We start from the raw sequence: 26,155 nt of genomic DNA, 5'->3' as shown, positions 1-26,155 counted from the left end.
TCGGAATATGTCGATCGAATTTTCTGGAAAAATTTCCTCATAGGTCATATCCTTTCAAAGAGGGGCATAAAGTATTAAAGATAAAAAATACCTATCAGAGGAAGGGAGAATTACATTTCATGTCAGATAAGATTATTGAAAACAACCAGGTTACGATTATGGGACAGGTGGCAAGTACATTTGAATTCAGCCACGAAGTATTCGGAGAAGGATTTTACACGATGGAAGTCCTTGTGAAGAGACTGAGCAATTCTGAGGACCGGATTCCGGTGATGATCTCCGAGCGTCTGATTGATGTGACGCAGGATTATGTGGGCGAATATATTATTGTCCAGGGACAGTTCAGATCCTATAATCGGCATGAAGAACAGAAAAACAGGCTGGTGCTGTCAGTTTTCGCAAGGGAAGTGTCCTTTGTGGAGAGCGATGAGGATATGGATGGCGTCAAGACAAACAGTATTTTTCTGGACGGGTATATCTGCAAATCACCGGTATACCGCAAAACGCCGCTTGGCAGGGAGATCGCGGATCTTCTGCTGGCTGTAAACCGGCCGTACGGGAAGTCGGATTACATTCCATGTATCTGCTGGGGACGAAACGCGAGATTTGCCTCTTCATTTGAAGTCGGCGCGCATGTACATATTCTCGGACGGGTACAGAGCCGGGAATATATAAAGAAATTATCAGACACGGAGACGGAAAAGAGAACAGCCTATGAAGTGTCGGTGAGCAAACTGGAGTGCCAGGAAGAATAAAAAGAAATCCTGTAAATGCTCGTGGAATTGATGTTTGACACATATCGGGAATAGTGATACACTTGCAGTAATAACGATTTAATGTTCTAAAGTGTGAAAAGGAAAGAAACGAGTTGGAGGTAATGATATGTCTATATTTACAGGATCAGGAGTAGCGATTGTAACGCCGTTTTTGCCGGATGGTTCCGTCAATTACGAGAAGCTCGATGAGCTGATTGAGTATCACATTGCCCATAAGACGGATGCGATTATTATCTGTGGTACGACCGGAGAGTCATCCACATTGACAGAAGAAGAGCACATGCAGTGCATTAAGTTTACGGTTGAACAGGCAAAGAAGCGAATCCCTGTTATTGCCGGAACAGGTTCTAACGCAACGTTTACGACGATTGAGATGTCAAGGGAAGCGGTAGATTACGGCGTGGATGGACTGCTGCTTGTAACACCTTATTATAATAAGGCGACACAGAAAGGGCTGATTGCTCACTATAAGGCAGTGGCGGCAGAGGCAAAGGCTCCGATCATCCTTTATAGTGTGGCGAGCAGGACAGGACTCAATATTACGCCGGAGACAGCGGCGGAGCTTGCAAAGGTGGAAAATATAGTAGCCATCAAGGAGGCTTCCGGCAATATATCCCAGATTGCGAAGATTATGCAGCTCACAGACGGAAAGCTGGATCTCTATTCAGGAAACGACGATCAGATCGTGCCGCTTCTTTCTCTTGGAGGAAAGGGTGTGATCTCCGTGCTTGCGAATATCGCACCGGAATATACCCATGATCTCTGCCAGAAGTTCTTTGACGGCGATCTGAAAGGAAGTCTTAAGATGCAGCTAGATGCACTGCCGTTGATCGACAAGCTCTTCTGCGAGGTTAATCCGATACCGGTCAAAACTGCTATGAATCTGCTTGGAAAAGAAGTTGGAGAATTAAAGATGCCGCTTTCCTCCATGGAGGAGGACCACAAGATGGCACTTGCCAAAGAGATGGAAAAATTTGGACTGAAACTTGCATAAGGAAATCAGAAAGAAGAGGGAGCCGTAAGGCGCCCTCTTTGGATATGGATACACTTCCCTAAAAGGTGGGAAGACTTTACGAAAAGGAGAAAAGTAATATGGTAAGAATTATCATGCATGGGTGCAATGGAAAAATGGGACAGGTGATTACAAGGATGGCAGCAGAAGACAAAGAGTGTGAGATCGTAGCGGGAATCGATACCTGTGAAGGGCGTTTAAACGGCTATCCGGTTTTTGACAGTCTGCAAGACTGTGATGTAGAGGCGGATGTAGTGATCGATTTTTCTAACGCGAAGGCGGTGGACGGTCTGCTTGAGAACTGTAAAAAGAGACGGCTTCCGGTCGTCCTTTGCACAACCGGACTTTCTAAGGAGCAGATTCAGAAGGTGGAGGATACAGCAAAAGAGACGGCAGTGCTCAAATCTGCGAATATGTCTCTTGGAATCAATCTGCTGATGCGGCTGCTGCAGGATGCGGCAAAGGTGCTGTCACCTGCAGGATACGATATTGAAATTGTGGAAAAGCATCATAATAAGAAAGTAGACGCTCCGAGCGGGACGGCTCTTGCTCTGGCAGACGCGATCAATGAGACACAGGATATGAAATATGCATACTGCTATGACAGAAGTCAGGAAAGAAAGCCAAGAGAGAAACAGGAGATCGGAATTTCCGCGGTACGGGGCGGAACGATTGTAGGAGAGCACGAAGTACTGTTTGCCGGCGAGGACGAAGTGATTGAGTTTAAGCATACAGCTTATTCCAAGGCAGTCTTTGCGAAAGGGGCGTTGGAAGCAGCGAAATTTTTGGCTGGGAAACCGGCGGGAAAATATGATATGAGCGATGTGATTTCATTTTAAAGAAAAAAACAGAAAAAAGTATAAAAATTCATTTTCTGCGGATAGTAAGTAGTGCAAATTCTATTTTGCAGGAGGGAAGAAACATGAAATCTTGGAAACGAGCCGCTCTGGTTCTGCTGAGTGTATTCATGCTTGGAAGTATGACCGCATGTGCGGGTGAAAACCGTGTCAATGACGCGACAAACGGTAGCGACACCAAGGATACAACGGATGATGACCGCAAGAACGGAAAAGACACCTTGGAAGACGGTGCCGACGATCTGGGCGAAGACATGAAAGACGGTGCAAGAGACTTAAAAGATGATGTCGAAGACGGTGCAAGGGATATCAAAGATGACGTAGAAAATGCACTGGACGGGGACGGCAGAACAGATATGGGAAGATAGGAGAGCCTTCGGGCTCTCTTATTTATTGTAATGTTCTACAGGGTGTTTTTGCTTGACGGCGGAGGGATTCTTGTGGTAAGGTAAAAAAATAAATTGACGTAGTAACGTAAAAAAGCAAGGAGGGCAAAGTGATGAAATTCCGGCCTTGTATCGACATTCATAATGGAAAAGTAAAGCAGATTGTAGGGGGAAGCCTGACAGATACAGGGGACTGGGCTCAGACGAATTTTGTGGCGGAACGTCCGGCACAGTGGTTTGCTTCCAGATACCGGGACGACGGGCTTACAGGAGGGCATGTGATTTTACTGAATTCACCAGCCTCGCGTTACTTTGAAAAGACAAGGCATCAGGCCATGGAAGCGCTTTCCGCGTTTCCGGGAGGTCTGCAGATTGGTGGCGGGATCCGTCCGAAGAACGCGGAAGATTATTTAAGAGCAGGAGCAAGCCATGTGATTGTAACCTCCTATGTGTTTGCGGAAGGAGCGATCCGCTGGGAGAATCTGGCGAGGCTTAAGGAAACAGTCGGACGGGAAAAGCTCGTTTTGGATGTAAGCTGTAGAAAACGGGACGGCAGGTATCTGATTGTGACGGACCGATGGCAGACGTTTACAGATGCGGAGGTAACACATGAGCTTTTGGATCTTCTTGCTGAGTACTGTGCGGAATTTCTTGTCCACGGTGTGGATGTGGAGGGGAGCTGCCGTGGGATTGACAGGGAGCTTGTGAAGCTCCTTGCTTCATGGAAGAAGGGAGTGACGCATCCGGTGACGTATGCGGGTGGAATTTCTTCGGAAAAAGACATCCGGATTTTGGGAGAAGCTTCCGGAGGACGGATTGATTTTACCGTTGGGAGCGCGCTGGATCTTTTTGGCGGGACGCTCGGTTACGATGTGCTCCGTCAGAGATATGGTGCTGTGGTTTGTGAACACGATGGAAAGAGTTTGTGAACAGTTTAGAAACAGGTTGAACAAGCCCGTGGATAGTGTTAAAATGAAGAATGGATTAATTTTTTAGAAACGATAAGGAGCAGAAAACATGGGACTGATACAGAAAGTGTTTGGTACACACAGCCAGCATGAGTTAAAGAGAATCTACCCGATCGTAGATCATATTGAAGCTTTGGAACCTGAGATGCAGAAGCTTTCTGACGAAGAGTTAAGAGATAAAACAAGAGAATATAAAGAAAGATACGCAAAGGGAGAGACGCTTGATGATCTTTTGCCGGAGGCATTTGCGACCGTGAGAGAGGCGGCTGTTCGTTCCATTGGGATGAAACACTACCGTGTGCAGCTCATCGGTGGTATCGTACTTCATCAGGGGCGTATTGCCGAGATGAAGACCGGTGAAGGTAAGACCCTCGTGTCCACGCTGCCGGCATACTTAAACGCCCTCACAGGAGAAGGTGTACACATCGTCACAGTCAACGATTACCTGGCAAAGCGTGACGCTGAGTGGATGGGGAAAGTACATGAATTCCTGGGATTGAAAGTCGGAGTCGTACTCAACGACATGGACAATGACCAGAGAAGAGCAGCGTACGCCTGCGATGTTACCTATGTGACTAACAATGAACTCGGATTTGACTACTTAAGGGACAACATGGTCATCTATAAAGAGCAGCTCGTACAAAGAGGGCTCAAATATGCCATTATCGATGAGGTCGACTCCGTTCTGATTGACGAGGCGAGGACTCCGCTGATTATTTCCGGACAGAGCAGCAAGTCCACGAAGCTCTATGAAGCATGCGATATTTTGGCAAGACAGATGGAGCGAGGCGAGGCAAGCGGCGAGTTTTCCAAGATGAACGCTATTCTGGGTGAGGAAATCGAAGAGACCGGCGATTTCATTGTCAATGAGAAGGAAAAAGCGATCAACCTGACAGAGGACGGAGTCAAGAAAGTGGAGAATTTCTTCCACATTGAGAACCTGGCGGATCCGGAGAATCTGGAGATTCAGCACAATATTATTCTTGCTCTGCGGGCACACAATCTGATGTTCCGTGACAAGGATTATGTGGTAAAGGATAACGAGGTTCTTATTGTCGATGAGTTCACCGGACGTATCATGCCAGGTAGACGTTATTCTGACGGTCTGCATCAGGCGATCGAGGCAAAGGAGCATGTGAAGGTCAACCGGGAGAGTAAGACACTTGCTACTGTCACCTTCCAGAACTTCTTTAATAAATACGCAAAGAAGTGCGGTATGACTGGTACCGCACTTACAGAGGAAAAGGAATTCCGTGATATTTACGGAATGGACGTTGTGGAGATTCCAACGAATATGCCGGTGATCCGGAAGGATTTGGACGACGCCGTATATAAGACGAAGAAAGAGAAATTTGGTGCGGTCTGCGACGCCATCGAGGAGGCGCACGCAAAGGGACAGCCGGTTCTTGTCGGTACGATTACCATCGAGACCAGTGAGCTTTTGAGCAAGATGCTGAGAAAGAGAGGCATCAAGCACAATGTACTAAACGCGAAGTTCCATGAGCTGGAGGCTCAGATTGTTTCTGAGGCCGGACAACATGGAGCGGTGACGATCGCTACCAACATGGCGGGACGTGGTACCGATATTAAGCTGGACGATAAAGCGAGGGAGGCCGGAGGCCTGAAGATCATCGGCACCGAGCGGCATGAGTCCAGGCGGATCGACAATCAGCTCCGTGGACGTTCCGGACGTCAGGGGGATCCGGGAGAATCCCGTTTTTACCTGTCTTTGGAGGATGATCTGCTTCGCCTGTTCGGATCTGAGAAACTGATGTCCGTCTTCAATGCTCTGGGCGTTGCGGATGGGGAGCAGATTGAGCACAAGATGCTTTCCGGAGCCATCGAAAAGGCGCAGAAGAAGATCGAGTTCAACAACTACGGAATCCGGAAGAACCTTCTGGAGTACGACCAGGTAATGAACGAGCAAAGAGAGATCATCTACGAGGAGCGACGCCGGGTATTGGATGGAGAGAGTATGCGGGATTCCATCTACCATATGATTACGGAGTATGTGGAAGATCTGGTGGACAGATACGCTCCGGCAGATCAGTCCAGCGAGGAGTGGGATATTGCAGGCATGGATGTGGTGCTCCATGAGACGATCCCGATGATTCCGGCGGTGACACTGGATGACGTCAACAAAAAAGAGCAAAAAGAGCTTAAGCACCTCTTAAAAGAGCGTGCTGTGAAAGCATACGAGGCCAAAGAAGCCGAGTTTCCGGATGCAGAGCATGTCAGAGAAGTGGAGCGTGTCGTACTGCTTAGAGCGATCGATGGCAAGTGGATGGATCATATCGATGATATGGATCAGCTCCGTCAGGGAATCGGACTTCAGGCATATGGACAGAAAGATCCGCTTGTAGAGTACAAGATGCTTGGATATGATATGTTCGGTGAGATGACAAAGGCCATTGAAGCCGATACGATCCGTGTTCTCTTCCATATTAAGATGGAACAGAAAGTAGAAAGAGAACAGGTAGTAAAAGTGACAGGGACAAACAAGGACAATTCAGCAGTTCATGCACCGAAAGTTCGTACAGAGAAAAAGGTGTACCCGAACGACCCGTGTCCGTGTGGAAGCGGCCTGAAATATAAACAGTGCTGCGGTAAAAAGAAATCATAAAAGAGGTGAGAATAGTGGTCGAGCTTGAGCAGCTAAGACTGGAATTGCAGGCATATGAGGGACCTCTTCAGGAAGTAAGGGATTCACTTTGACCTGCCGGGAAAAGAGAAACGAGTAGAAGAACTGGAACGAAAGATGGAAGAGCCGGATTTCTGGGAAGATACGGAAGGTTCCCAGAAAGTGATGAAAGAGCTTAAGATGTTAAAAGATACGATTCAGACAGCCGAGGAGCTGAATCGTCAGTTTGAGGATACAGATACCCTTCTGGAGATGGCGGAAGAAGAGGAGGACGCAAGTCTTGCAGGGGAGATTCGGGAGGGGATCCGGCGGCTTGACGAGCACCTGGAGGAGGTGCGGATTAGTACCCTCCTAGGGGGAGAGTACGACAACTGCGACGCCATTGTGACTCTTCATGCAGGAGCTGGAGGAACAGAGGCATGTGACTGGAATCAGATGCTGTACCGGATGTACTCTCGGTTCGTGGAGCGTCATGGTTTCTCTATGGAGGTCCTGGATTATATTGACGGAGATATTGCGGGAATCAAAAACGTGACATTTGAGGTACACGGAGAGAATGCCTATGGATTTCTGAAATCAGAAAAAGGGATTCACAGACTGGTGCGGATCTCTCCGTTTAATTCGGCGGGCAAACGCCAGACGTCCTTTGCGTCGTGTGATGTCATCCCGGATATAGACAAGGATATTGACATCGAAATCAATGAGGATGAGTTGAAGATTGACACCTACCGTTCCAGTGGGGCAGGCGGCCAGCACATCAACAAGACGTCTTCCGCGGTTCGGATCACACATCTTCCGACCGGGATCGTTGTGCAGTGTCAGAATGAGCGTTCACAGCACCACAATAAGGATAAGGCAATGCAGATGCTCAAAGCAAAGCTGTATTTGATGATGGAGCAGGAGCAGGCGGAGAAGATGTCGGGTATTCGAGGCGAGGTTAAAGATATAGGCTTTGGAAACCAGATTCGTTCCTATGTCATGCACCCGTACAGTCTGGTGAAGGATCATAGAACAAATGAGGAAACCAGCAATGTAGGTGCGGTGATGGATGGCGAGATCGACCGTTTTATCAACGCTTACCTGAAACAGGAGAGTGCCAATGGATAAGACAAAATACTATGTTCTGAACAAAAAGGCAGTTCCGGAAGTGCTTCTGAAAGTTGTGGAGGTCAAGCATCTGCTTGCCACCCGTAAGGGAATGACTATAGGCGAGGCTGCGGAAGCTGCCGGAATCAGCAGAAGTTCTTTTTATAAATATAAAGATGACATTTTCCCTTTCCATGAAAATGAAAAGGGGCAGACAATCACCCTCGTCCTGCAGATGGAGGATATTCCGGGACTGCTGGCGGAGATTTTAAGCGAGGTGGCAGAGTATAAGGCAAATATTCTGACGATCCACCAGAGTATCCCGCTCAACGGTGTGGCGACATTGACTCTGAGTGTGGAGGTGCTCTCTACCACGGGAAATCTCTCGGAAATGGTCGCGAAGATTGAGGAGAAAGAAGGAGTGCATTATCTGAAAATAGTAGGGAGGGAATAAACATGATACATGTTGCGGTACTTGGATATGGAACAGTCGGTTCCGGCGTATTGGAAGTCTTCCGAATGAATCAGGAGAAGATCGACCGGTGTGCGGGGGATCAGGTGCGGATCAAATATATTCTGGATCTCAGGGATTTTCCGGGGGATCCGGCACAGGAGCTGATTGTGCATGATTTTGAACAGATTATCAATGACGTAAGCATTGATATCGTAGTGGAGGTCATGGGAGGACTGGATCCGGCCTATACCTTTGTAAAACGAAGCCTGGAGGCAGGAAAAAACGTAGTGACGTCCAACAAGGCTCTTGTGGCGGCACATGGGTCGGAGCTTTTACAGACAGCGAAGGAGCATCATGTGAATTACCTGTTTGAGGCAAGCGTTGGCGGCGGAATTCCGATTATCCGTCCTTTAGTCTCCTCACTTACAGCGGATGAGATTGAAGAGATCACAGGTATCCTCAATGGAACGACAAACTATATGATGACGAAGATGTTTTATGAGGGAGCCGATTACGATGAAGTGTTAAGAGAAGCTCAGGCGAACGGATATGCAGAGCGTAATCCGGAAGCGGATGTGGAAGGAAGGGATGCCTGCCGGAAGATTGCCATTTTATCTTCCATTGTATCTGGAAGACAGGTGGATTTTGAGGATATCTATACCGAAGGCATCACAAAGATTACAGCTCAGGATATGCGCTATGCCAAAGAGATGAATATGGTCATTAAGCTGCTTGCGACGATGAAGCAGGAAGACGGAACAATCGGTGCGATCGTGGCTCCGTTTTTACTTCACTCAGAGCATCCGCTTGCAAGCGTCCATGGTGTGTTCAATGCGATCTTCGTACGGGGCAATGCCCTGGGAGACTCCATGTTCTATGGCAGCGGGGCAGGCAAGATGCCTACGGCAAGCGCTGTGACGGCGGATATTGTGGAGGCTGCACGGTATCAGGATCGGACGATTTGTGAATACTGGTCCGGGAATAAGATGGAACTCAAGAGTCGTATGGATGTGAAACGGAAGTTCTTTATCCGCATGGCTGGCAGGAAAGAAGCGTATGCAGACCGGATTCGGGAGGCGTTTGGAGAGGTTCAGTATCTGACGGCGGATGGATGTGAAGGGGAATTCGCATTTGTTACCGGAGAGATAAAAGAAGGCAAATATGAATCGGCTGCAGCGGAATTTGGCAATCTGATTCACATGATCCGTGTGGCGTCATAAGATAGATAGAAGAGGATAGTTGAAAGCAGAAGGGAATGGGAGTAGATGAAGTATCTGATCATTCTTGGGGACGGTATGGCAGGAGAATCATTAGAGAGGCTTGGAGACAAGACGACGCTGGAGTGGGCAAAGACTCCGGAAATGGATCGGCTTGCGGCGAAAGGTGAGATCGGTCTGGCCTCCATGGTGCCGGAAGGGATGGCGCCGGGGAGCGACACTGCCAATTTGTCGGTTCTCGGGTATGATCCCCGTAAATATTATACAGGGCGTTCCCCTCTTGAGGCTTTCAGTATCGGTGTGAATATGGCAGAGGACGATATTTCGTTCCGCTGCAATCTGGTCACTCTGACTGAGGATGAGAGACTCTCCTATGAAAAGCAGCACATGGTAGATCACAGTTCCGATGAGATCTGTACCGAGGATGCTGCGATTCTGATTGCATATCTGAAGGAGCATATTCTGAGAATGGGATTTTCACTTTATACGGGAACATCGTACCGCCACCTCCTTTTATGGGAAAAGGGGAAACGCTATGAACTGACGCCACCCCATGACATTCTGACAAAGGAGATCCGCGCTTATCTGCCGGAGGATGCTTTACTCTGCTCTATGATGGAGCAAAGTTACGAGCTCTTAAAGGTGCATCCGCTGAATATGGAACGGAAGAAGTGCGGACTTCGTCCAGCAAATTCGGCATGGTTCTGGGGAGCCGGGAGCAGGCCGAAACTGCCGGATTTTTATGAAAAGACTGGGAAAAAGGGCGTGATGATTTCAGCTGTGGATCTCTTAAAAGGGATCGCGGCCGCAGGGGGGATGACCAATCTCCATGTGGAAGGCGCGACCGGGGGTCTTCATACCAATTACGAGGGTAAAGCACAGGCGGCAGTTCATGCGCTTTTAAAGGAGGGATATGATTTTGCCTATATCCATGTAGAAGCACCGGATGAGATGGGACATCAGGGAAGTGCCAAGAAGAAGATTCAGGCCATTGAGTATCTGGACCAGCGGCTGATACGGATCGTCTGCGAGGCCATGGACGCTTCAGGGGAGCAGTACAGGATGCTGATTCTGCCGGATCATCCGACGCCGGTTTCGGCCCGGACACACACAGCAGATCCGGTTCCTTATCTTCTCTATGACAGCCGAAAACATTGCTTCTGCGGGGCAAGCTACTGTGAGCGGGCAGCCAGGGAGTCGGGAAGATGGGTGAAGGATGGATATCATCTGATAGAACACTTATTTGAATACTAGGAGGAAATTATGCTGATAGTAAAGAAATTCGGGGGAAGCTCTGTCGCGAACAGAGAAAGAATCTTCAATGTAGCCAGACGCTGCATCGAGGACTACAAAAAAGGGAATGATATTATTGTAGTACTTTCAGCTATGGGAGATACAACAGACGAGCTTTTGGAACTGGCGCAGAACATCAATCCGAATGCGCCAAAACGAGAATTGGATATGCTTCTGACTACGGGAGAACAGGTGTCGGTTGCCCTAATGGCAATGGCCTTTCATTCTTATGATATTCCGGCCATTTCCTTAAACGCATTCCAGGTGCGGATGCACTGCACGGCAAGATACGGGAATGCAAGATTTAAACGGATTGATACCGAGCGGATTCAGCATGAGCTGGAGGCCAGAAAGATTGTGATTGTGACCGGATTCCAGGGTATTAACAAGTACGATGATTATTCTACTCTGGGAAGAGGCGGTTCTGATACGACCGCAGTGGCACTGGCAGCGGCTCTTCATGCTGACAAGTGTGAGATCTATACGGATGTGGACGGTGTATACACAGCGGATCCGAGAATTGTTAAAAATGCCAGAAAAATCGATGAGATTATTTATGACGAGATGTTGGAACTTGCAACGTCCGGAGCCAAGGTGCTCCACAATCGTTCCGTCGAGATGGCAAAGAAATATGGCGTGGAGCTGGTTGTGCGCTCCAGTCTTACATCAGAGGAAGGAACCGTAGTCAAGGAGGTAGTAAAAATGGAAAAAATGTTAATCACCGGTGTGGCGGCCGATAGAAATACAGTAAGAATCTCAGCGATCGGAGTGAAAGACGAGCCTGGTATTGCGTTTAAACTGTTCAATACACTTGCCAGAAATAATATTAATGTAGATATCATCCTACAGTCTGTTGGAAGAAACGGAACAAAAGATATTTCCTTTACCGTGTCAGAGGATGATCTGCAGGAAGCACTGCAGATTCTGGAGGAGAAAAAGGACGTTCTTACGATCAAGGAGATTACATACAGCACTGATGTAGCAAAAGTTTCTATCGTAGGAGCCGGAATGCTCAGCAATCCGGGCGTTGCCGCAAAGATGTTTGAATCTCTGTTTAACTCCAATATCAATATCAGCATGATCTCTACATCAGAAATCCGGATCACGGTTCTGATTGATGAGAAAGATACGGAAAAAGCGATGATCGCCATCCATGACGGATTCGGACTGAATGATTAATAAGACAGAGAAATAGAAAACTGCCGATAGCTGTGCTGTCGGCAGTTTTTCGATAGGTAGAGTCTTACAATGATATTCTAGGAAGTTTCAGCTTTTGTCGAGAAATTCTAGTATTACCTGCTGAGTATTTTCGCTCGCATTACGGAACTTTTCAAGCAAATTTAGATCTTGTTCAGTCAGACAAATAGACCATTTATGGTCAGACGTCTCACCAAGGCGATATTTGTAGACGGGCATGGATTCCCGGACCTCGTCGGGATGAATATTGCCTGCAATGAGTTCATCCAAAGAGACTTTATAAAGATGGGAGAGATGGACCAGAGTATTGAGATCCGGTTCTCGAAGAGCCTGTTCATAGTGGGAGTATGCTTGTCTGGTAATATTTAAAATATCACTCAAGTCTTGCTGTGTATAGTTGTGTTTTTTACGAAGTATCTTTAAATTTTTTGCAAGCTGCACATTTGCCATAACATACCTCCATTTTTCAACAGTATATCAGTTTCTGGATAAAAAATTCAGACAGTGCAACGGAATGGATCTTAATGAAATAAAGCAACAAAATGTTGCTATTAGGGAAGGAATGAAAAGAAGAGGATGGATAAGATAGCTGTATTTTTTAGAGCGGATACAGTATAATGAAGGCAGGGGAAACGAAGATATGATATTTGTTGTGTTATTCTTTATTTACTGGAAATATTTAAAAATATTGATATAATAATGCTGTGTTATAAACAAAAGCAATTATATAATAAAAATGCTTGAAATTCGAAAGGACAAAAACAATATGGCTAAAAAGAAAACTGCTGAAAAAGCATTAAATATAGATCATATTTTATTTAACTGTAGAGATATTTTGCGGGCGGCACGTAATTCGGGTTCATTTTTTGAAAAAAGAGATATGATGCTTACGCTTGTATTCTTACGCTTTATCGGCGAGAAATATGAGGATGGAGTGGAAAAGCTCCGTCAGATTTTAGTGGAACAGGGACTTGACCCGGACAATGAGAATATCAGAGCCGCTTTTTTTGATGATGCCACCTTTACAGACGGGACATATAATCTGCCTGTTGAAGCACGTTGGTCAACTATCATCAATACACCTGCACCTGGTTTGAATGTCGCTCTCGATGCTGCGCTTCATAGTATTGCGACAAGCTCAAAAGATCTGAAAGGTTGCTTTATCGAAGGAACCTTTACTACACGTAACCTTGCTCCGAATGATATTAAGAAGCTTGTGGACGAAGTAAATAAAATCAGTCATAAAGCATTTGGAGAGGAAAAAGATCTGATTGGCCGTGTTTATGAATACTTTCTCAAGGAATTTGCCGTTAATGCAACCAAAGAGGAAGGGGAATTCTATACTCCACATGATGTCGTACAACTGATCGCGACAATGATAGAGCCTTATGACGGTACTTTATATGATCCTTGCTGCGGCTCTGGTGGGATGTTTATTCAGAGCGCGGAACTTGTAAAATCAAAACAGGGTGATATCAATCGAATTAATATTTATGGACAGGAAAAGGACGCGGCGACCTATCGTCTTGCAAAAATGAATCTTGCCCTGAGAGGTCTCAGCCATCACCTTGGTGAAACAAATGACTCCTCCTTTACCCACGATCTGCATAGGGGCCTGTATTTTAACTATATTATGGCTAATCCTCCGTTTAATCTGAAAGGTTGGTATAACGATAATCTAAAGAATGATGCCAGGTGGTCGGATTATACGACACCACCGGCAAGCAATGCTAATTATGCTTGGATTTTACATATATTGTCACATTTGAAACCATCAGATGGTGTTGCAGGATTCCTGCTTGCAAATGGTGCGTTAAACGATAGTGACACAATGGAAATTCGGAAGAGGCTGATTCAAAAGGATAAAGTGGAGGCGATTATTGTTCTTCCAAGAGATTTATTTATCACTACCGATATCAGTGTGACACTTTGGATTTTAAATCAGAACAAAAAAGGCGGTGATTATCATGGAAAAATCCTTCGTAACCGTGAGCATGAGATCCTTTTCATGGATTTACGGCAATGGAGAGGAAATCCGGTGAAAGGGGAAAATAAAAAGAAAGTTTGTTTCGTAACAGAGCAGATAGAAAGAGCAGCAAAGATTTATCATATATGGCAAAGTGAAAGTACAGATGGAGACAATTATCAGATGCCAGAGCTTTACCGAAGTGTTGGAATTGCTGAAATTGAAAACAAAGGCTGGACGCTTACTCCAAGCAAATATATTGAGTTTGTTGACCATGATTTAGAGATTGACTATGAAAAGGAAATGACTCGTATTCAGGAGGAAATGAAAGAAATCATGCGTCAGGAAAAGCAATCCCGTCAGATGTTGGAAGATGCGTTTAGGGGGATTGGATATGGGATTGACTAAGTATAAGCTGGGTAATTTAATACAGATATGTGATGAGAAAAACGATGATTTGCGGTTCGGAATAGATGATGTAAAAGGAATTTCAATTAAAAAGATTTTTATAGAGACAAAAGCCGATATGTCTGGTGTATCTCTAAAACCCTATTACTTAGTTCAACCGGATGATTTTGCCTATGTTACTGTAACATCTAGAAATGGGGAGAAAATCACCCTGGCACATAATACAAGCGATCATACATATATTGTTTCTTCTTCTTATATTGTATTCTGCGTAAAGGAGAAGGATTTACTACTTTCAGATTATCTTTTTATGTACTTTCATCGCCCTGAATTTGATCGTTATTCGCGGTTTTATTCTTGGGGGTCTGCAAGGGAGACATTTAGTTGGGAGGATATGTGTGATATAACTATCGAATTACCGCCACTTTCAATTCAGCAAAAATATGTAGATGTTTACAACGCTATGCTTACCAATCGGCAAAGCTATGAACGAGGATTGGAAGATTTGAAACTTGTTTGTGATGCGTATATTGACAGATTAAAGCACTCAAAACGTAGAGTGCCTATCAGAAATTATGTACGTCAAATTGATAATAGAAATACATCTGGGGAACCTTATTCATTTAAAGGACTTAGTATGGATAATTATTTTATAAACTCGATAGCGGATGCAAATGGATTGAATTTTTCAAATTACAAAATTGTAGCACCTGGTGAATACGGTGGAGTTTTAATGAAAGTAGGAAGAGATGGCAGATTAACTATCGCGAGAAATGATTCTGAAGAAAATTATTTAATATCCCCTGCGTATTACACATTTAAAACAGAGAATATCAATTCAGATTATTTTATGGCCAATGTGAACCGTTCAGAATTTGAACGGCGTGGATGGTTCTCCTGTGATACAAGTGCAAGAGGGAGTTTATCATGGGAGGAATTTTTAGATCTGACAATTCCAGAGGCAAATGAGAGAGAGCAGCAAGTTGTTTCTGAGTTGCACAAAGTTCTCATAACGAGAACCCGAATAAACGAAAAACTGAAAACACAAATCAAAAATATCTGTCCGATTTTGATAAAAGGTTCTATCGAGGAAGCGAGAAATACGAAGGAGGTGTAATGGATGGCGAAATTAAAAGAATATAACGGTCGGTACTGTGAATCGGAGTACGAAGATGCTTTTATCAGCTTTCTGGAAGCGGAAGGATGGAAATATGCTTCAGGTAATCAAATTGCACGTATCACGAAAAGGAATGTATTGATTGCTGATGATTTCAAACAATTTATCGCCGACACAAATCCGGATTTGACAGATGAGGAAGTGACACGGATCTATGATACTGTGCGTCTTGTTGGTAGTGAAAGCGATTTTGCTACTTTACATAAGGTTTATGGATGGATGGTAAACGGGATTCAGTTTACTCCTCAGAATGGACAGGCACGCATGATATCATTGATTGATTTTGAAAACACAGAACATAATATCTTTCGTGTTGTTAACCAGTTTACGGTAGAGTATACCGACAATGGACAGAAAGAAACACGCAGACCGGATATTCTTTTATTTGTGAATGGAATACCAGTATGTATCATAGAGCTGAAAAATCCTGCTGACGCCAATGCTACTATTTATGACGCATGGGAACAGATCAATATTCGTTACTGGAGAGATATTCCGCATCTTTTACACTATTGCCCGTTAGCGTGCATTTCGGATGGGGTAAAAACAAGACTTGGGACCGCTCGTACACCGTATGAGCATTTCTATGCATGGAGAAGAGTCCATGACGGCGACGCGATATCTACGCTTCCTTTTGCGGAAACCCAGACCATGATTCAAGGAGTGTATGCGCCGGAGCGTTTTCTGGAGATATTCAGAGATTATATTTATTTTCAGGACAGTATTTATGACAGCGAAGAGAGAGAAATCGTATGCCGTTATCCTCAGTTTTTTGCTACAAGATTATTGAAGCAGAGCATTGTAAAATCAGTTATGCAAAAGAGCAGAAAAGGAGGCACATATTTTGGAGCGACGGGATGTGGGAAAACCTATACCATGGCATTTCTTGCCCGCCAGCTTGCACTTCGCTGTACAGAAACTCCGCAAATCGGATCGCCGACAATCATCTTGATTGTTGACCGGGATGAACTGCAAAAGCAGGGTGCCAAGCTTTTTACAAAGAGTACAGAATTTCTGAATCTTGGCGAAGTGTCTGTTGTGAAAGACAGAGTGCAGTTAAGGGCGGAACTTGGAGCACGGCAAAGTGGTGGGTTTTATATCTGTACGATCCAGAAGTTTTGCGACCGTAAAGAGGATAAAATCGGTCTGATCAATGACCGGCAGAATATTATTTGCTTTTCTGACGAGGCACATAGAACCCAGTTAGAACATGCCAAAAAAATCAGGTTCAGCAAAGACGCTGACGAAAATATGAAAGCAATGGTTTCAAAACCATATGCCAAAGTTTTGAAAGAGGCATTTCCACAGGCAATTTTTGTGGGATTTACAGGCACTCCGATTGCGGAAACCTACCAGACTTTTGGTGACGAAATCGATCGATATACCATGGATCAGGCGGTTGCGGATGGCTTGACGGTATCGATCAAATATCATCCGCGCATCGCAAAAGTCCTGCTTGATAAACAGAAAGCGAAAGAAATCGAAGATTACTACAGGAAATGTGCCGATGACGGAGCGACCTATGAAGATATTGAGGCAAGTAAGAAAGCAATGAGCTCCATGGAAGTGATTCTTGGTGAGCCGTCACGGTTAGAACGCCTTGCTATTGATATCCACGATCATTATGTTTCTTCCTGTTTAGGAGACCCGGACAGAATACAAAAAGCAATGATTGTCTGTTCCAATCGTAAGATTGCCTATGCTTTATTACAGAAATTTAAGGATCAATACCCAGAATGGTTTGAGGAAAAGAAAGCGCCTGACGATATTTTTGTCACAGCAGAAGAACAAAAAGAATTAAAACCGATGCCTTTTATTGCCATGATTGCAAGTGTTGGGAAGAACGATGAGAAAGAGATGTACAGTTATCTCGGCGGCGTTCGCAATGACAAGCGCTCGGAAGAGATGGATGCGGCTTTTAAGCAGGAAAAGTCAAATTTCCATATTGCCATTGTTGTAGATATGTGGATTACGGGCTTTGATGTTCCATCTCTTACATATCTATATAACGACAAGCCGCTCAAAAAACATTTACTGATCCAGACGATCAGCCGTGTAAACAGAAGATATCCTGGGAAAGAGTTTGGCATGATTATAGATTATATCGGGATTCGCGACAATATGCGTGAAGCTATGAAGATGTATGGCGGCAATACGTCCGTCGCGCCCACATCTGATGATGTCGAACAGGCTGCAACAACATTCAGGGAAGAACTGGAAATCTTAAAAGTCTTGTTTCAAGATTATGATTTGAGCCCTTTCTTAAATCCAAATTGCAATCCGATAGAGCGTTACCGGCTGCTTGCAATGGCTGCTGAATATGTATTTGTGTCGACACAGGAATTGAAAACAGAAGGAAATAGAGGGATTCAGAAAGTTTCATTCAAAACATACTATTTAAAAACTGTTAAGAGAATGAGAGCGGCATATGACATTTGTCAGCCTTCCGGTGAGCTTAGCGAGGAGGAAACAGCACTTGCACAGTGTTTTATGGCTATAGCAGGATTTGTGCGAAAAATGAGTGGAACAAGTGGAGTGGACACAGATACCATGAATCGTACAGTCGCGAAAATGGTTGAGGCAGCATTAAAGTACAATCGGGTGGAAAGCGTTCTGGAAAGCGGGGAGGAAGAGGACCTTTTCTCTCCTGAATACTTTGAAAAACTGTCGGATGTAAAAATGCCGGCAACGAAACTGGAACTTCTTGTAAAAATGCTTCGCAGACAGATTCAGGAATACGGAAAAGTCAACCGATTAGCCGCAAAGACGTTCCAGGAAATGCTGGAAAAGACAATCGAGGAATATCACGAAAGGCGTAAGCATCTTACCGCGGAGGAAGCCGGAGAGACACAGGAACAAGCTTGTGAGGACATCATCAGGATTGCAACGGAGAAAGCTCTGACTATCCTCCGGCAGATGGACGAGGACAGGGAAAGTTTTCGTAAGATTGGGCTAACTTTTGAAGAAAAAGCGTTCTACGATATATTGATTGCCTTACGAAATCAATATCATTTTGAATACGGCACCGACAGAGAAATCGATGGTGTTACGATCAATGAGAAGTGCAGGGCACTGGCGAAAAAGGTAAAAGAAATCATCGATACAAAGTCTTCGTTTGCGGATTGGCTGAACAACAAGAATATTCGCAACCAGTTGAAACTTGATATCAAAATATGCCTGGTTAAAAATGGATATCCCCCACAGTACAGTCCGGAAGTATTTAGTAAGGTCATGGAGCAGGTTGAAAACTTTGAGGAACATTCAGATATATCCATATTAGATTGTGCACCTGTCAAATCTTCTAAGATTCATCAGTATCATGTGCCAGAAAATGGGTTGGCTGCTGCAGAGAATCTGACATATAATACAATGAAAGAAGACCAGTAAAATGAAATGAAACGTAAATTTTGACAGTGAAGAGTATATGGTATGTCGAGATGCCAGGGAATGGGTCTTTTGGTATAATGATGATAAGGGCTCCTGTTCAGAATATAGATTTGGGTTTTGGAACAAATTCAAAAAATATTAGCACTCGAACCTTGACACTGCTAACAACAAGTGCTATTGTTATATTGTCAATAGAACAGACGAACAATGAGACGAGATAGAGTTATACATTCGTAAGGAGGAAGAAGCGTATGAATATTAACAAATTCACACAGAATTCTATGCTTGCGGTTCAGGGGTGTGAGAAAGTCGCGGACGAATACGGAAATCAGGAGATCGAACAGGAGCATCTCCTCTATTCTTTGCTTACTCAGGATGAGAGCCTCATCTTAAAGCTGATGGAAAAGCTGGGGATTGAGAAGACACTTTTGATTGAGCGTGTGGAACAGGCGCTTAGGAAACGTCCGAAAGTGCAGGGCGGTCAGCTCTTTATTGGACAGAATCTGAATAAAGTGCTGATTCATGCGGAGGATGAGGCGAAGCAGATGGGAGACGAATACGTCTCTGTGGAGCACATTTTCCTGGCGCTTTTGAAATATGCGAACCGTGAAGTAAAGGATATTTTCAAAGAATTCAGTATCAACCGGGAGAATTTTCTCCGGGTCCTCTCCGAAGTCAGAGGGAATCAGAGAGTGACAAGCGACAATCCGGAGGCGACCTACGATACACTCAATAAGTACGGTTACGACCTGGTGGAGCGGGCGAGAGAGCAGAAGCTTGATCCGGTTATCGGACGGGATACGGAGATTCGGAATGTTGTGCGGATCCTTTCAAGAAAGACGAAAAATAATCCGGTTCTGATCGGAGAGCCGGGTGTTGGAAAGACGGCGGTTGTCGAGGGGCTGGCACAGCGGATTGTGCGGGGCGACGTGCCGGAGGGACTAAAGAATAAAAGACTGTTCGCTCTGGACATGGGAGCGCTCGTTGCCGGGGCGAAGTACCGGGGCGAGTTTGAGGAGCGTCTGAAAGCCGTTCTGGAAGAAGTGAAAAACAGTGATGGAGAGATGATCCTTTTCATCGATGAGCTGCATACCATCGTGGGTGCCGGAAAAACGGAGGGCTCGATGGATGCGGGAAATATGCTCAAACCAATGCTGGCACGAGGAGAGCTTCATTGTATTGGGGCCACGACCCTGGATGAATACCGGGAATATATTGAAAAAGACGCGGCACTGGAACGAAGATTCCAGCCGGTTATGGTAGATGAGCCGACGGTGGAGGACGCCATATCCATTCTGCGTGGACTCAAAGAGCGGTATGAGGTCTTCCACGGTGTCAAGATTACAGACAGCGCTCTTGTGGCGGCGGCAACCTTGTCAAACCGTTATATTTCTGACCGGTTTTTGCCGGACAAGGCGATTGACCTGGTGGATGAGGCGTGTGCCCTCATCAAAACAGAGCTTGACTCCATGCCGACGGAGCTGGATGAGCTTCGCCGCAGAACCATGCAGTTAGAGATTGAAGAGGCAGCACTGAAAAAGGAAGATGACCGATTAAGTCAGGAGCGTCTGGTGAAATTGCAGGAAGAACTGGCGGAGAACCGGGAAGAATTTGCCCGTCAAAAGGCACAGTGGGACAATGAGAAATCCTCGCTGGAGCGGGTACATCGTCTTCGTGAGGAGATCGAAAGCGTTAACCAGGAGATTCAAAAAGCGCAGAGCAGCTATGACTTGGAAAAGGCAGCGGAACTTCAGTATGGTCGCCTGCCACAGTTGAAAAAGCAGTTGGAAGAAGAGGAAGCCAAGGTCAAAGACGAGGAGATGTCTCTGGTACACGAGAGTGTTACGGAAGATGAGATTGCACGGATCGTTTCCCGGTGGACAGGAATTCCGGTTGCAAAGCTCAACGAGAGCGAGCGGAGCAAGACACTTCATCTTGACCAGGAACTCCACAAACGTGTGATTGGACAGGATGAAGGCGTCACAAAAGTGACAGAGGCGATCATCCGTTCCAAGGCAGGGATCAAAGACCCGACCAAGCCGATCGGATCCTTCCTCTTCCTTGGACCGACCGGAGTCGGAAAGACGGAGCTTGCGAAAGCACTTGCGGAAAGCTTGTTTGACGATGAGAAAAATATGGTCCGTATCGATATGAGCGAGTATATGGAGAAATATTCCGTGTCCCGTCTGATCGGAGCGCCTCCGGGATACGTCGGATATGACGAGGGCGGACAGCTTACTGAGGCAGTCCGGAGAAAACCATACTCCGTTGTCCTCTTTGACGAGGTGGAGAAAGCACATCCGGATGTGTTTAACGTCCTGTTACAGGTTCTGGATGACGGACGGATCACGGATTCCCAGGGAAGAACGGTAGACTTTAAGAATACGATTCTCATTATGACATCCAATATCGGTTCCTCTTATTTGCTGGAGGGAATCGACGACAACGGAAATATTCGTCCTGAAAATGAGGAGCTTGTGATGAATGAGCTGAAAGCCCATTTCCGTCCGGAATTTCTAAATCGTCTGGATGAGATTATCATGTTCAGACCTCTGACAAGAGAGAATATTACAGGCATCGTAGATCTGCTCGTAAAAGACGTCAACAGACGGCTTGCGGATCGGGATCTGCATATCGAGTTGACGAGAGCGGCAAAGCAGCACATTGTGGACGGCGGATACGATCCGATGTACGGCGCAAGGCCATTGAAGCGGTATCTGCAAAAATATGTGGAAACACTGGCGGCAAAACTGATTCTGGCAGGCAATGTGGGGTCCGGAGATACGATCATCATTGATGAAAAAGACGGAGACCTGACCGCGTCCACAGGCGGGAAAGTGCCGATGGAGTACCGGGAATAGAAAATTGAGATTCATATGGACAGGAGGATATTCTCATAAAGAGAGAAGTCCTCCTGTTTTTGCGTGTTAATAGATGAAATCAAATTCACTTATAGAAAAAAAGTATTGGTAATTCTATTTTTTCCATGTATACAATAAATGGAAGAGTCAGGTAAAAAGTGTAGAAAGGGATGCACATGGATAGTAAGGATTTGGGGTTTTGTTACAGGGTAGCATTTGAATGTATTGGGAAAGAAAACGGAATCGAGCGGATGATTCATGAAATTGCGAGGCGTATCGGCGCTACAGTAATAATTACGAATATTTATGGAGAGATAGTAAGTGAATGTGATATCCTGCATCTCAGAAATGAGAAAGAGAACTTTGACAGGAAGATCCGGAATCTGGTTCTCCCGAATCTGGATAGCGGGAATAAAGAAGTGGATTTTAAGCTTTCGGCAGGAAGCGTCATGAGACCGATAGAAGTCAAGCATAACGTAGAAGGATTTGCGGTTATTTTATTTCCGGGCCATGAAGAAAAGGAGAACTGTACAGAGGTCGTGAATGTGATTGTCAAGGCGGTGGCGATTGAACTGGAGCATCATAAAGACAGAGCCTGGTGCAGTATTTCTATGGAACGCCAGATTGTCTCCGAGATTGTTTTAGGTGGAAAACATGAAATCGGAGAAGGCATCCATATGAAAGAAAAAATGGAACAGAGTTATCTGATTCCCGGATTTTTACTTGGAATCGTAAGATGTACCGATCATAAGCATCTGGGAAAATTACAGAGCATCCGTAATCAGATTTATGAAAAGGATCAGGAATTATTAAGCTATCTTTCAGGGGATAAACTGTACCTCCTTTTTACCGGAAGAAAAGAAGAGCAAAAGACCGCGGAATTTTTAAGAGAAGTTGGACAGGCTTTTGGAGTGCGGATCTGTGTGGGAAGCTTATTTTCAGACAAAGAGGAAATTGTAAGCAGGAAAAAGTTTCTGGAACGAGTAATGCAAACAGGAACTAAAATGGACCCGTGCAAGGATTTTTTCAGGGAGAAAGAGTGTTTTCTCGAGACGATCTGTTCCTACATGATGGCAGAAAATGAATTTCAGGGATACTATTGTGAGGAACTGGAGAGACTTAGAAAAGAGGATGTCCAGAAAGGAACGGAATTTTATGAGTCGCTAAAACAATATCTTCTCTCCGGCAATAACGTCGGGATGGCAGCGAAAAAACTGTTTGTACACCGCAATACCATGATTTACAGACTACAGAAGATCAACGAACTGCTGAAGATCAATCTGAATGAACCAGATACAGCAAGAATGCTTTTGATCAGTATGGTTCTGCAGGAGCTGATAGATAAAAGCAATAAAAAGGTTGATGAAGAAGGGGATTTGCGATAAGATGAAGTATCATAAGCAGGAGCGGAGATTGAGGATATGGATGTAATCAGGGAGCTGCCGGAGATTTTTGAAGAGCTGGCACAGAAAAAGCAGCAGTCTTTTCTGACTGTAAAAGAGTATAAAGATAAAGGAATTCCGGTGATTGGGGCGTACTGCTCCTATTTTCCGCGGGAACTTGCTCTGGCGATGGGGGCAATTCCAATCGGCCTTTGTTCTTCCTCCGATGAAACGATTGAAATAGCGGAGAAAACAATTCCCAAAGAAATCTGTCCATTGATAAAGTCAAGTTATGGATATGCTGTTTCAGACAGATGTCCGTATTTTTATTTTTCGGACCTTGTCGTGGGGGAGACAACCTGCGACGGAAAGAAAAAAATGTATGAGATGCTGGCAGAGTTTAAGGAAGTCTATGTGATGAATCTTCCGAATACCCAGTCTGAGGAGGCACTCAGACTGTGGACAAAAGAGATCATACGGTTTAAAGAATATCTGGAAGAACACTTCAATCTCGTGATTACGGAAGAAGATTTACAAAAAGCAGTCAGACTGAGCAATGAGCAGAGAAGGGCAATGAAGCGGATTTATGAAACAATGAAACTGAATCCGGCTCCGATGACAGGGAAGGAATTGTTTACGGTTCTGTACGGAAGTAAGTATAATCTGGATTTTCAGAATCAGATTGGAGATATGAATCATCTGGCAGATGAGATTCTGAAAAGATATGAAGAGAAAGAAAAAACAGAGCGGCAGATACGGATTCTGATTACAGGATGTCCAATGGGCGGAGATACGGAAAAACTGATCGATATTATCGAGGAGTGTGGAGGAACGGCTGTTGCCTTTGAAAACTGTACCGGTGTCAAAGCGATTGACCGGATGATCGAGGAGGACAGTGATGATATTTACAGAGCCATTGCCGAGCGGTATCTCGGAATTGGCTGTTCCATTATGTCACCGAACCATAACCGGATCGAACTGGTTGGAAGAATGATTGACGAATACCAGGTGGACGGAGTGATTGAGATGATTCTGACAGGATGCCACTCTACGGCAATGGAATCAATCAGTATCTCTCAGTTTGTCAATGAGGAGAAACACATCCCATACATCGCCGTAACGACCAACTATTCCCAGGCAGATCGGGAAAGTTTAAAAGTCAGAATTGAGGCATTTGTGGAAATGTTAAGTTAAAACAGAAACAGGATAACAAAGCCGGAGCACGGGCAGAGAATACTGCAAGTGCTCCGGCTTTTATAGATAAATGCAATGAACAAAAGTAATGTTATAGAAAAAAACATTGAATATAACAGATTTTTATATTTTATGCACAGAGAAGGGAAGTGGAATTGGAATTCCCAACGATGAAATTCATTTTTTTGTACGATATACTCATTTAGATGAGTAAGGAGGAAGGCAATTTGATTGAGATCACAAATTTACAGAAAACATTTGAAGATTCCGATCTGACCGTTTTAAAAGATATCAGTCTCAAAATAGAACACGGTGATATCTATGGACTTGTGGGGCGCAGCGGAGCTGGTAAATCCACCCTTCTTCGGTGTATTAACGGTCTGACCGGATATCAGGGGGGAAGCCTGAAAGTAGACGGCTGTGAGGTAAAAGAGCTGTCCGGACTCCGGCTTCGGGAATTCCGGAAGAATATCGGTATGATTTTTCAGCAGTTTTCTCTTCTGGAACGCAAGACCGTGTATGACAACGTGGCTCTTCCGATGGAGTGCTGGGGATGGCCGAAACAGAAGCGGGATCAGAAAGTAAAAGAGCTTTTGGAACTGGTGGGACTAAAAGAGAAGTTGTATGTGAAACCAAGGACGTTGAGTGGAGGACAGAAGCAGCGGGTGGCAATAGCTCGGGCACTGACCATGGACCCAAAAATTCTGCTGTGTGATGAAGCAACATCTGCATTGGACCCAAAGACTACCAATTCGATTCTGGATCTGCTGCTTAAGATCAATAAAGAACTGAAAATTACTATTGTGATTGTTACCCATCAGATGTCTGTGGTACGAAGAGTCTGTAATAAGATGTCTATTCTGGAAAATGGGAAAATTGCAGAACAGGGTGATGTGCGTCAGATCTTTTTAAACCAGCCGGCCGCTTTGATGAGGCTGATGGGGGAAGAAGGAAGAGAATTGCCTAAGACAGGATGTACGCTTCAGATTTCCTATGATATCAGAGATGAAAAGGACGGGGAGCTCTTTACCGCCATGTCAGAAGAATTGCACATCCGTTTTTCCGTGATCGATGGAAAGATTCAAAAATACCGGGGCAGCATGATGGGGCTGTTTGTGATCAATGTATCGGATGGTAATGCAGACAATGTGAAACAGTACCTGGACAAAAAGGGTTATCAGTGGAAAGAACTGGAGACGGAAAAAGGAGGAGAATCATGGGATTAAAAAACTATACATGGGATAAGATTTTTTCACTTCTGATTGTTCCGTCTTTGTTGGAAACGATCAAGATGCTTCTGATTTCAGGAATCCTGGCAACACTGATCGGATTTCTGATTGGTGTGGTGCTGGTAGGGACGAGAAAGGACGGGCTGTTTCCAAACCGGGTTGTCCACCAGTGTCTGGATCTCGTAGTGAATGTCATCCGGTCCTTTCCGTTTATCATATTAATGATTTCCATCATCCCGCTTACAAGACTGATTGTGGGCACCTCTATAGGCGATGAGGCGGCGATCGTTCCGCTGACGGTAGCGGCGGCTCCGTTTATGGGAAGAATTTTCCAGAGCAGTTTTCAGGAGGTCGATCCGGCTTTGATTGAGGCTGCAAAATCGTTTGGAGCATCCAAGATCCAGATCATTTTCAAAGTGATGTTTGTGGAAGCGATTCCGTCGATTATTTCCGGATTGAGCCTTTCCATTATTAATCTGTTAGGGGCGACTGCCATGGCAGGCGCTATCGGGGCAGGAGGTCTGGGAGCGACAGCATTACAGTATGGATATCAGAATTTTAATGAAAAGATCATGTACAGCATTGTGGTAATTTTAATTATTCTCGTTATTTTTATCCAGTATTTTGGAGACTGGCTGTATAAAAAATTAAAATAAAACAAAGG

Annotated in this window: 20 protein-coding genes; 19 read left to right on the top strand and 1 reads right to left on the bottom strand. The window is 45.0% G+C overall.

Annotated elements, in window-relative coordinates; all coding sequences use genetic code 11:
• The first annotated feature begins 119 nt into the window (after positions 1-119).
• The 11 genes from AOA56_RS13560 to AOA56_RS13510 all read left to right on the top strand — a co-directional run bounded on the left by AOA56_RS13560 (position 120) and on the right by AOA56_RS13510 (position 11,869).
• Positions 120-755 (top strand): single-stranded DNA-binding protein, encoded by a 636-nt coding sequence (locus tag AOA56_RS13560; RefSeq protein WP_024733249.1) that lies wholly within the window; start codon positions 120-122, stop codon positions 753-755.
• Positions 756-882: 127 nt separating this feature from the next.
• Positions 883-1,770 (top strand): 4-hydroxy-tetrahydrodipicolinate synthase, encoded by an 888-nt coding sequence (gene dapA / locus AOA56_RS13555; RefSeq protein WP_024733248.1) that lies wholly within the window; start codon positions 883-885, stop codon positions 1,768-1,770.
• 98 nt (positions 1,771-1,868) lie between these two features.
• Positions 1,869-2,627: a 4-hydroxy-tetrahydrodipicolinate reductase gene (dapB, locus tag AOA56_RS13550; protein ID WP_024733247.1), complete on the top strand. Its 759-nt coding sequence runs from the start codon at positions 1,869-1,871 to the stop codon at positions 2,625-2,627.
• An 83-nt stretch (positions 2,628-2,710) separates the two neighbouring features.
• A complete protein-coding gene (locus AOA56_RS13545; protein WP_024733246.1) occupies positions 2,711-3,013 on the top strand; it encodes a hypothetical protein in 303 nt (100 codons plus the stop codon).
• 131 nt (positions 3,014-3,144) lie between these two features.
• Positions 3,145-3,960, top strand: a complete 816-nt coding sequence (gene hisA, locus AOA56_RS13540) for a phosphoribosylformimino-5-aminoimidazole carboxamide ribotide isomerase (RefSeq protein WP_053769894.1) — start codon at positions 3,145-3,147, stop codon at positions 3,958-3,960.
• 88 nt (positions 3,961-4,048) lie between these two features.
• Complete coding sequence (gene secA / locus AOA56_RS13535; protein WP_024733244.1) at positions 4,049-6,622, top strand: preprotein translocase subunit SecA; 2,574 nt, start codon at positions 4,049-4,051, stop codon at positions 6,620-6,622.
• Positions 6,623-6,636: 14 nt separating this feature from the next.
• Positions 6,637-7,747 (top strand): peptide chain release factor 2 gene (gene prfB / locus AOA56_RS13530; RefSeq protein WP_117493680.1). Its coding sequence is split into 2 segments (ribosomal slippage): positions 6,637-6,711 and positions 6,713-7,747, totalling 1,110 coding nucleotides; the frame shifts between segments, so codons are not numbered across the junction.
• Positions 7,740-8,180, top strand: coding sequence for an ACT domain-containing protein (locus tag AOA56_RS13525; protein WP_024733242.1), 441 nt, complete (start codon positions 7,740-7,742; stop codon positions 8,178-8,180). The genes prfB and AOA56_RS13525 overlap by 8 nt, the downstream gene beginning before the upstream one ends.
• A 2-nt stretch (positions 8,181-8,182) precedes the next feature.
• Complete coding sequence (locus AOA56_RS13520) at positions 8,183-9,400, top strand: homoserine dehydrogenase (RefSeq protein ID WP_053769893.1); 1,218 nt, start codon at positions 8,183-8,185, stop codon at positions 9,398-9,400.
• 45 nt (positions 9,401-9,445) lie between these two features.
• Positions 9,446-10,651, top strand: a complete 1,206-nt coding sequence (locus AOA56_RS13515; protein WP_053769892.1) for a cofactor-independent phosphoglycerate mutase — start codon at positions 9,446-9,448, stop codon at positions 10,649-10,651.
• 9 nt (positions 10,652-10,660) lie between these two features.
• On the top strand, positions 10,661-11,869 hold the full coding sequence (locus AOA56_RS13510) for an aspartate kinase (RefSeq protein WP_053769891.1): 1,209 nt from the start codon (positions 10,661-10,663) through the stop codon (positions 11,867-11,869).
• Positions 11,870-11,956: 87 nt separating this feature from the next.
• On the opposite strand, the gene AOA56_RS13505 is transcribed toward AOA56_RS13510, so the two are convergent.
• Positions 11,957-12,337 carry a helix-turn-helix domain-containing protein gene (locus AOA56_RS13505; RefSeq protein ID WP_024733238.1) on the bottom strand — a complete coding sequence of 127 codons (381 nt, stop codon included), beginning with the start codon at positions 12,335-12,337 and terminating at the stop codon, positions 11,957-11,959.
• 316 nt (positions 12,338-12,653) lie between these two features.
• Here AOA56_RS13505 and AOA56_RS13500 point away from each other — a divergent pair, with 316 nt between their 5' ends.
• From AOA56_RS13500 to AOA56_RS13465, 8 genes are all read left to right on the top strand, one after another.
• Positions 12,654-14,261 carry an N-6 DNA methylase gene (locus tag AOA56_RS13500; protein ID WP_053769890.1) on the top strand — a complete coding sequence of 536 codons (1,608 nt, stop codon included), beginning with the start codon at positions 12,654-12,656 and terminating at the stop codon, positions 14,259-14,261.
• Positions 14,248-15,378, top strand: coding sequence for a restriction endonuclease subunit S (locus tag AOA56_RS13495; protein WP_053769889.1), 1,131 nt, complete (start codon positions 14,248-14,250; stop codon positions 15,376-15,378). The genes AOA56_RS13500 and AOA56_RS13495 overlap by 14 nt, the downstream gene beginning before the upstream one ends.
• Before the next feature lie 3 nt (positions 15,379-15,381).
• Complete coding sequence (locus AOA56_RS13490; RefSeq protein ID WP_053769888.1) at positions 15,382-18,825, top strand: type I restriction endonuclease subunit R; 3,444 nt, start codon at positions 15,382-15,384, stop codon at positions 18,823-18,825.
• A 251-nt stretch (positions 18,826-19,076) separates the two neighbouring features.
• Entirely contained in the window at positions 19,077-21,686 is a 2,610-nt protein-coding gene (gene clpB / locus AOA56_RS13485; RefSeq protein WP_053769887.1) for an ATP-dependent chaperone ClpB, read from the top strand.
• Between the two features lie 176 nt (positions 21,687-21,862).
• On the top strand, positions 21,863-23,071 hold the full coding sequence (locus tag AOA56_RS13480) for a PucR family transcriptional regulator (RefSeq protein ID WP_053769886.1): 1,209 nt from the start codon (positions 21,863-21,865) through the stop codon (positions 23,069-23,071).
• 36 nt (positions 23,072-23,107) lie between these two features.
• Entirely contained in the window at positions 23,108-24,262 is a 1,155-nt protein-coding gene (locus tag AOA56_RS13475; protein ID WP_053769885.1) for a double-cubane-cluster-containing anaerobic reductase, read from the top strand.
• A gap of 227 nt (positions 24,263-24,489) precedes the next feature.
• Positions 24,490-25,488 (top strand): methionine ABC transporter ATP-binding protein, encoded by a 999-nt coding sequence (locus AOA56_RS13470; RefSeq protein ID WP_053769884.1) that lies wholly within the window; start codon positions 24,490-24,492, stop codon positions 25,486-25,488.
• Positions 25,479-26,147, top strand: coding sequence for a methionine ABC transporter permease (locus AOA56_RS13465; RefSeq protein WP_053769883.1), 669 nt, complete (start codon positions 25,479-25,481; stop codon positions 26,145-26,147). Before AOA56_RS13470 ends, AOA56_RS13465 begins: the two co-directional genes overlap by 10 nt.
• Positions 26,148-26,155: the final 8 nt, after the last annotated feature.

Origin of the sequence: Sellimonas intestinalis (genome assembly GCF_001280875.1) — a bacterium.
In the GTDB taxonomy this organism is placed as follows: domain Bacteria; phylum Bacillota; class Clostridia; order Lachnospirales; family Lachnospiraceae; genus Sellimonas; species Sellimonas intestinalis.
This window is presented reverse-complemented; position numbering and strand designations above follow the sequence as displayed.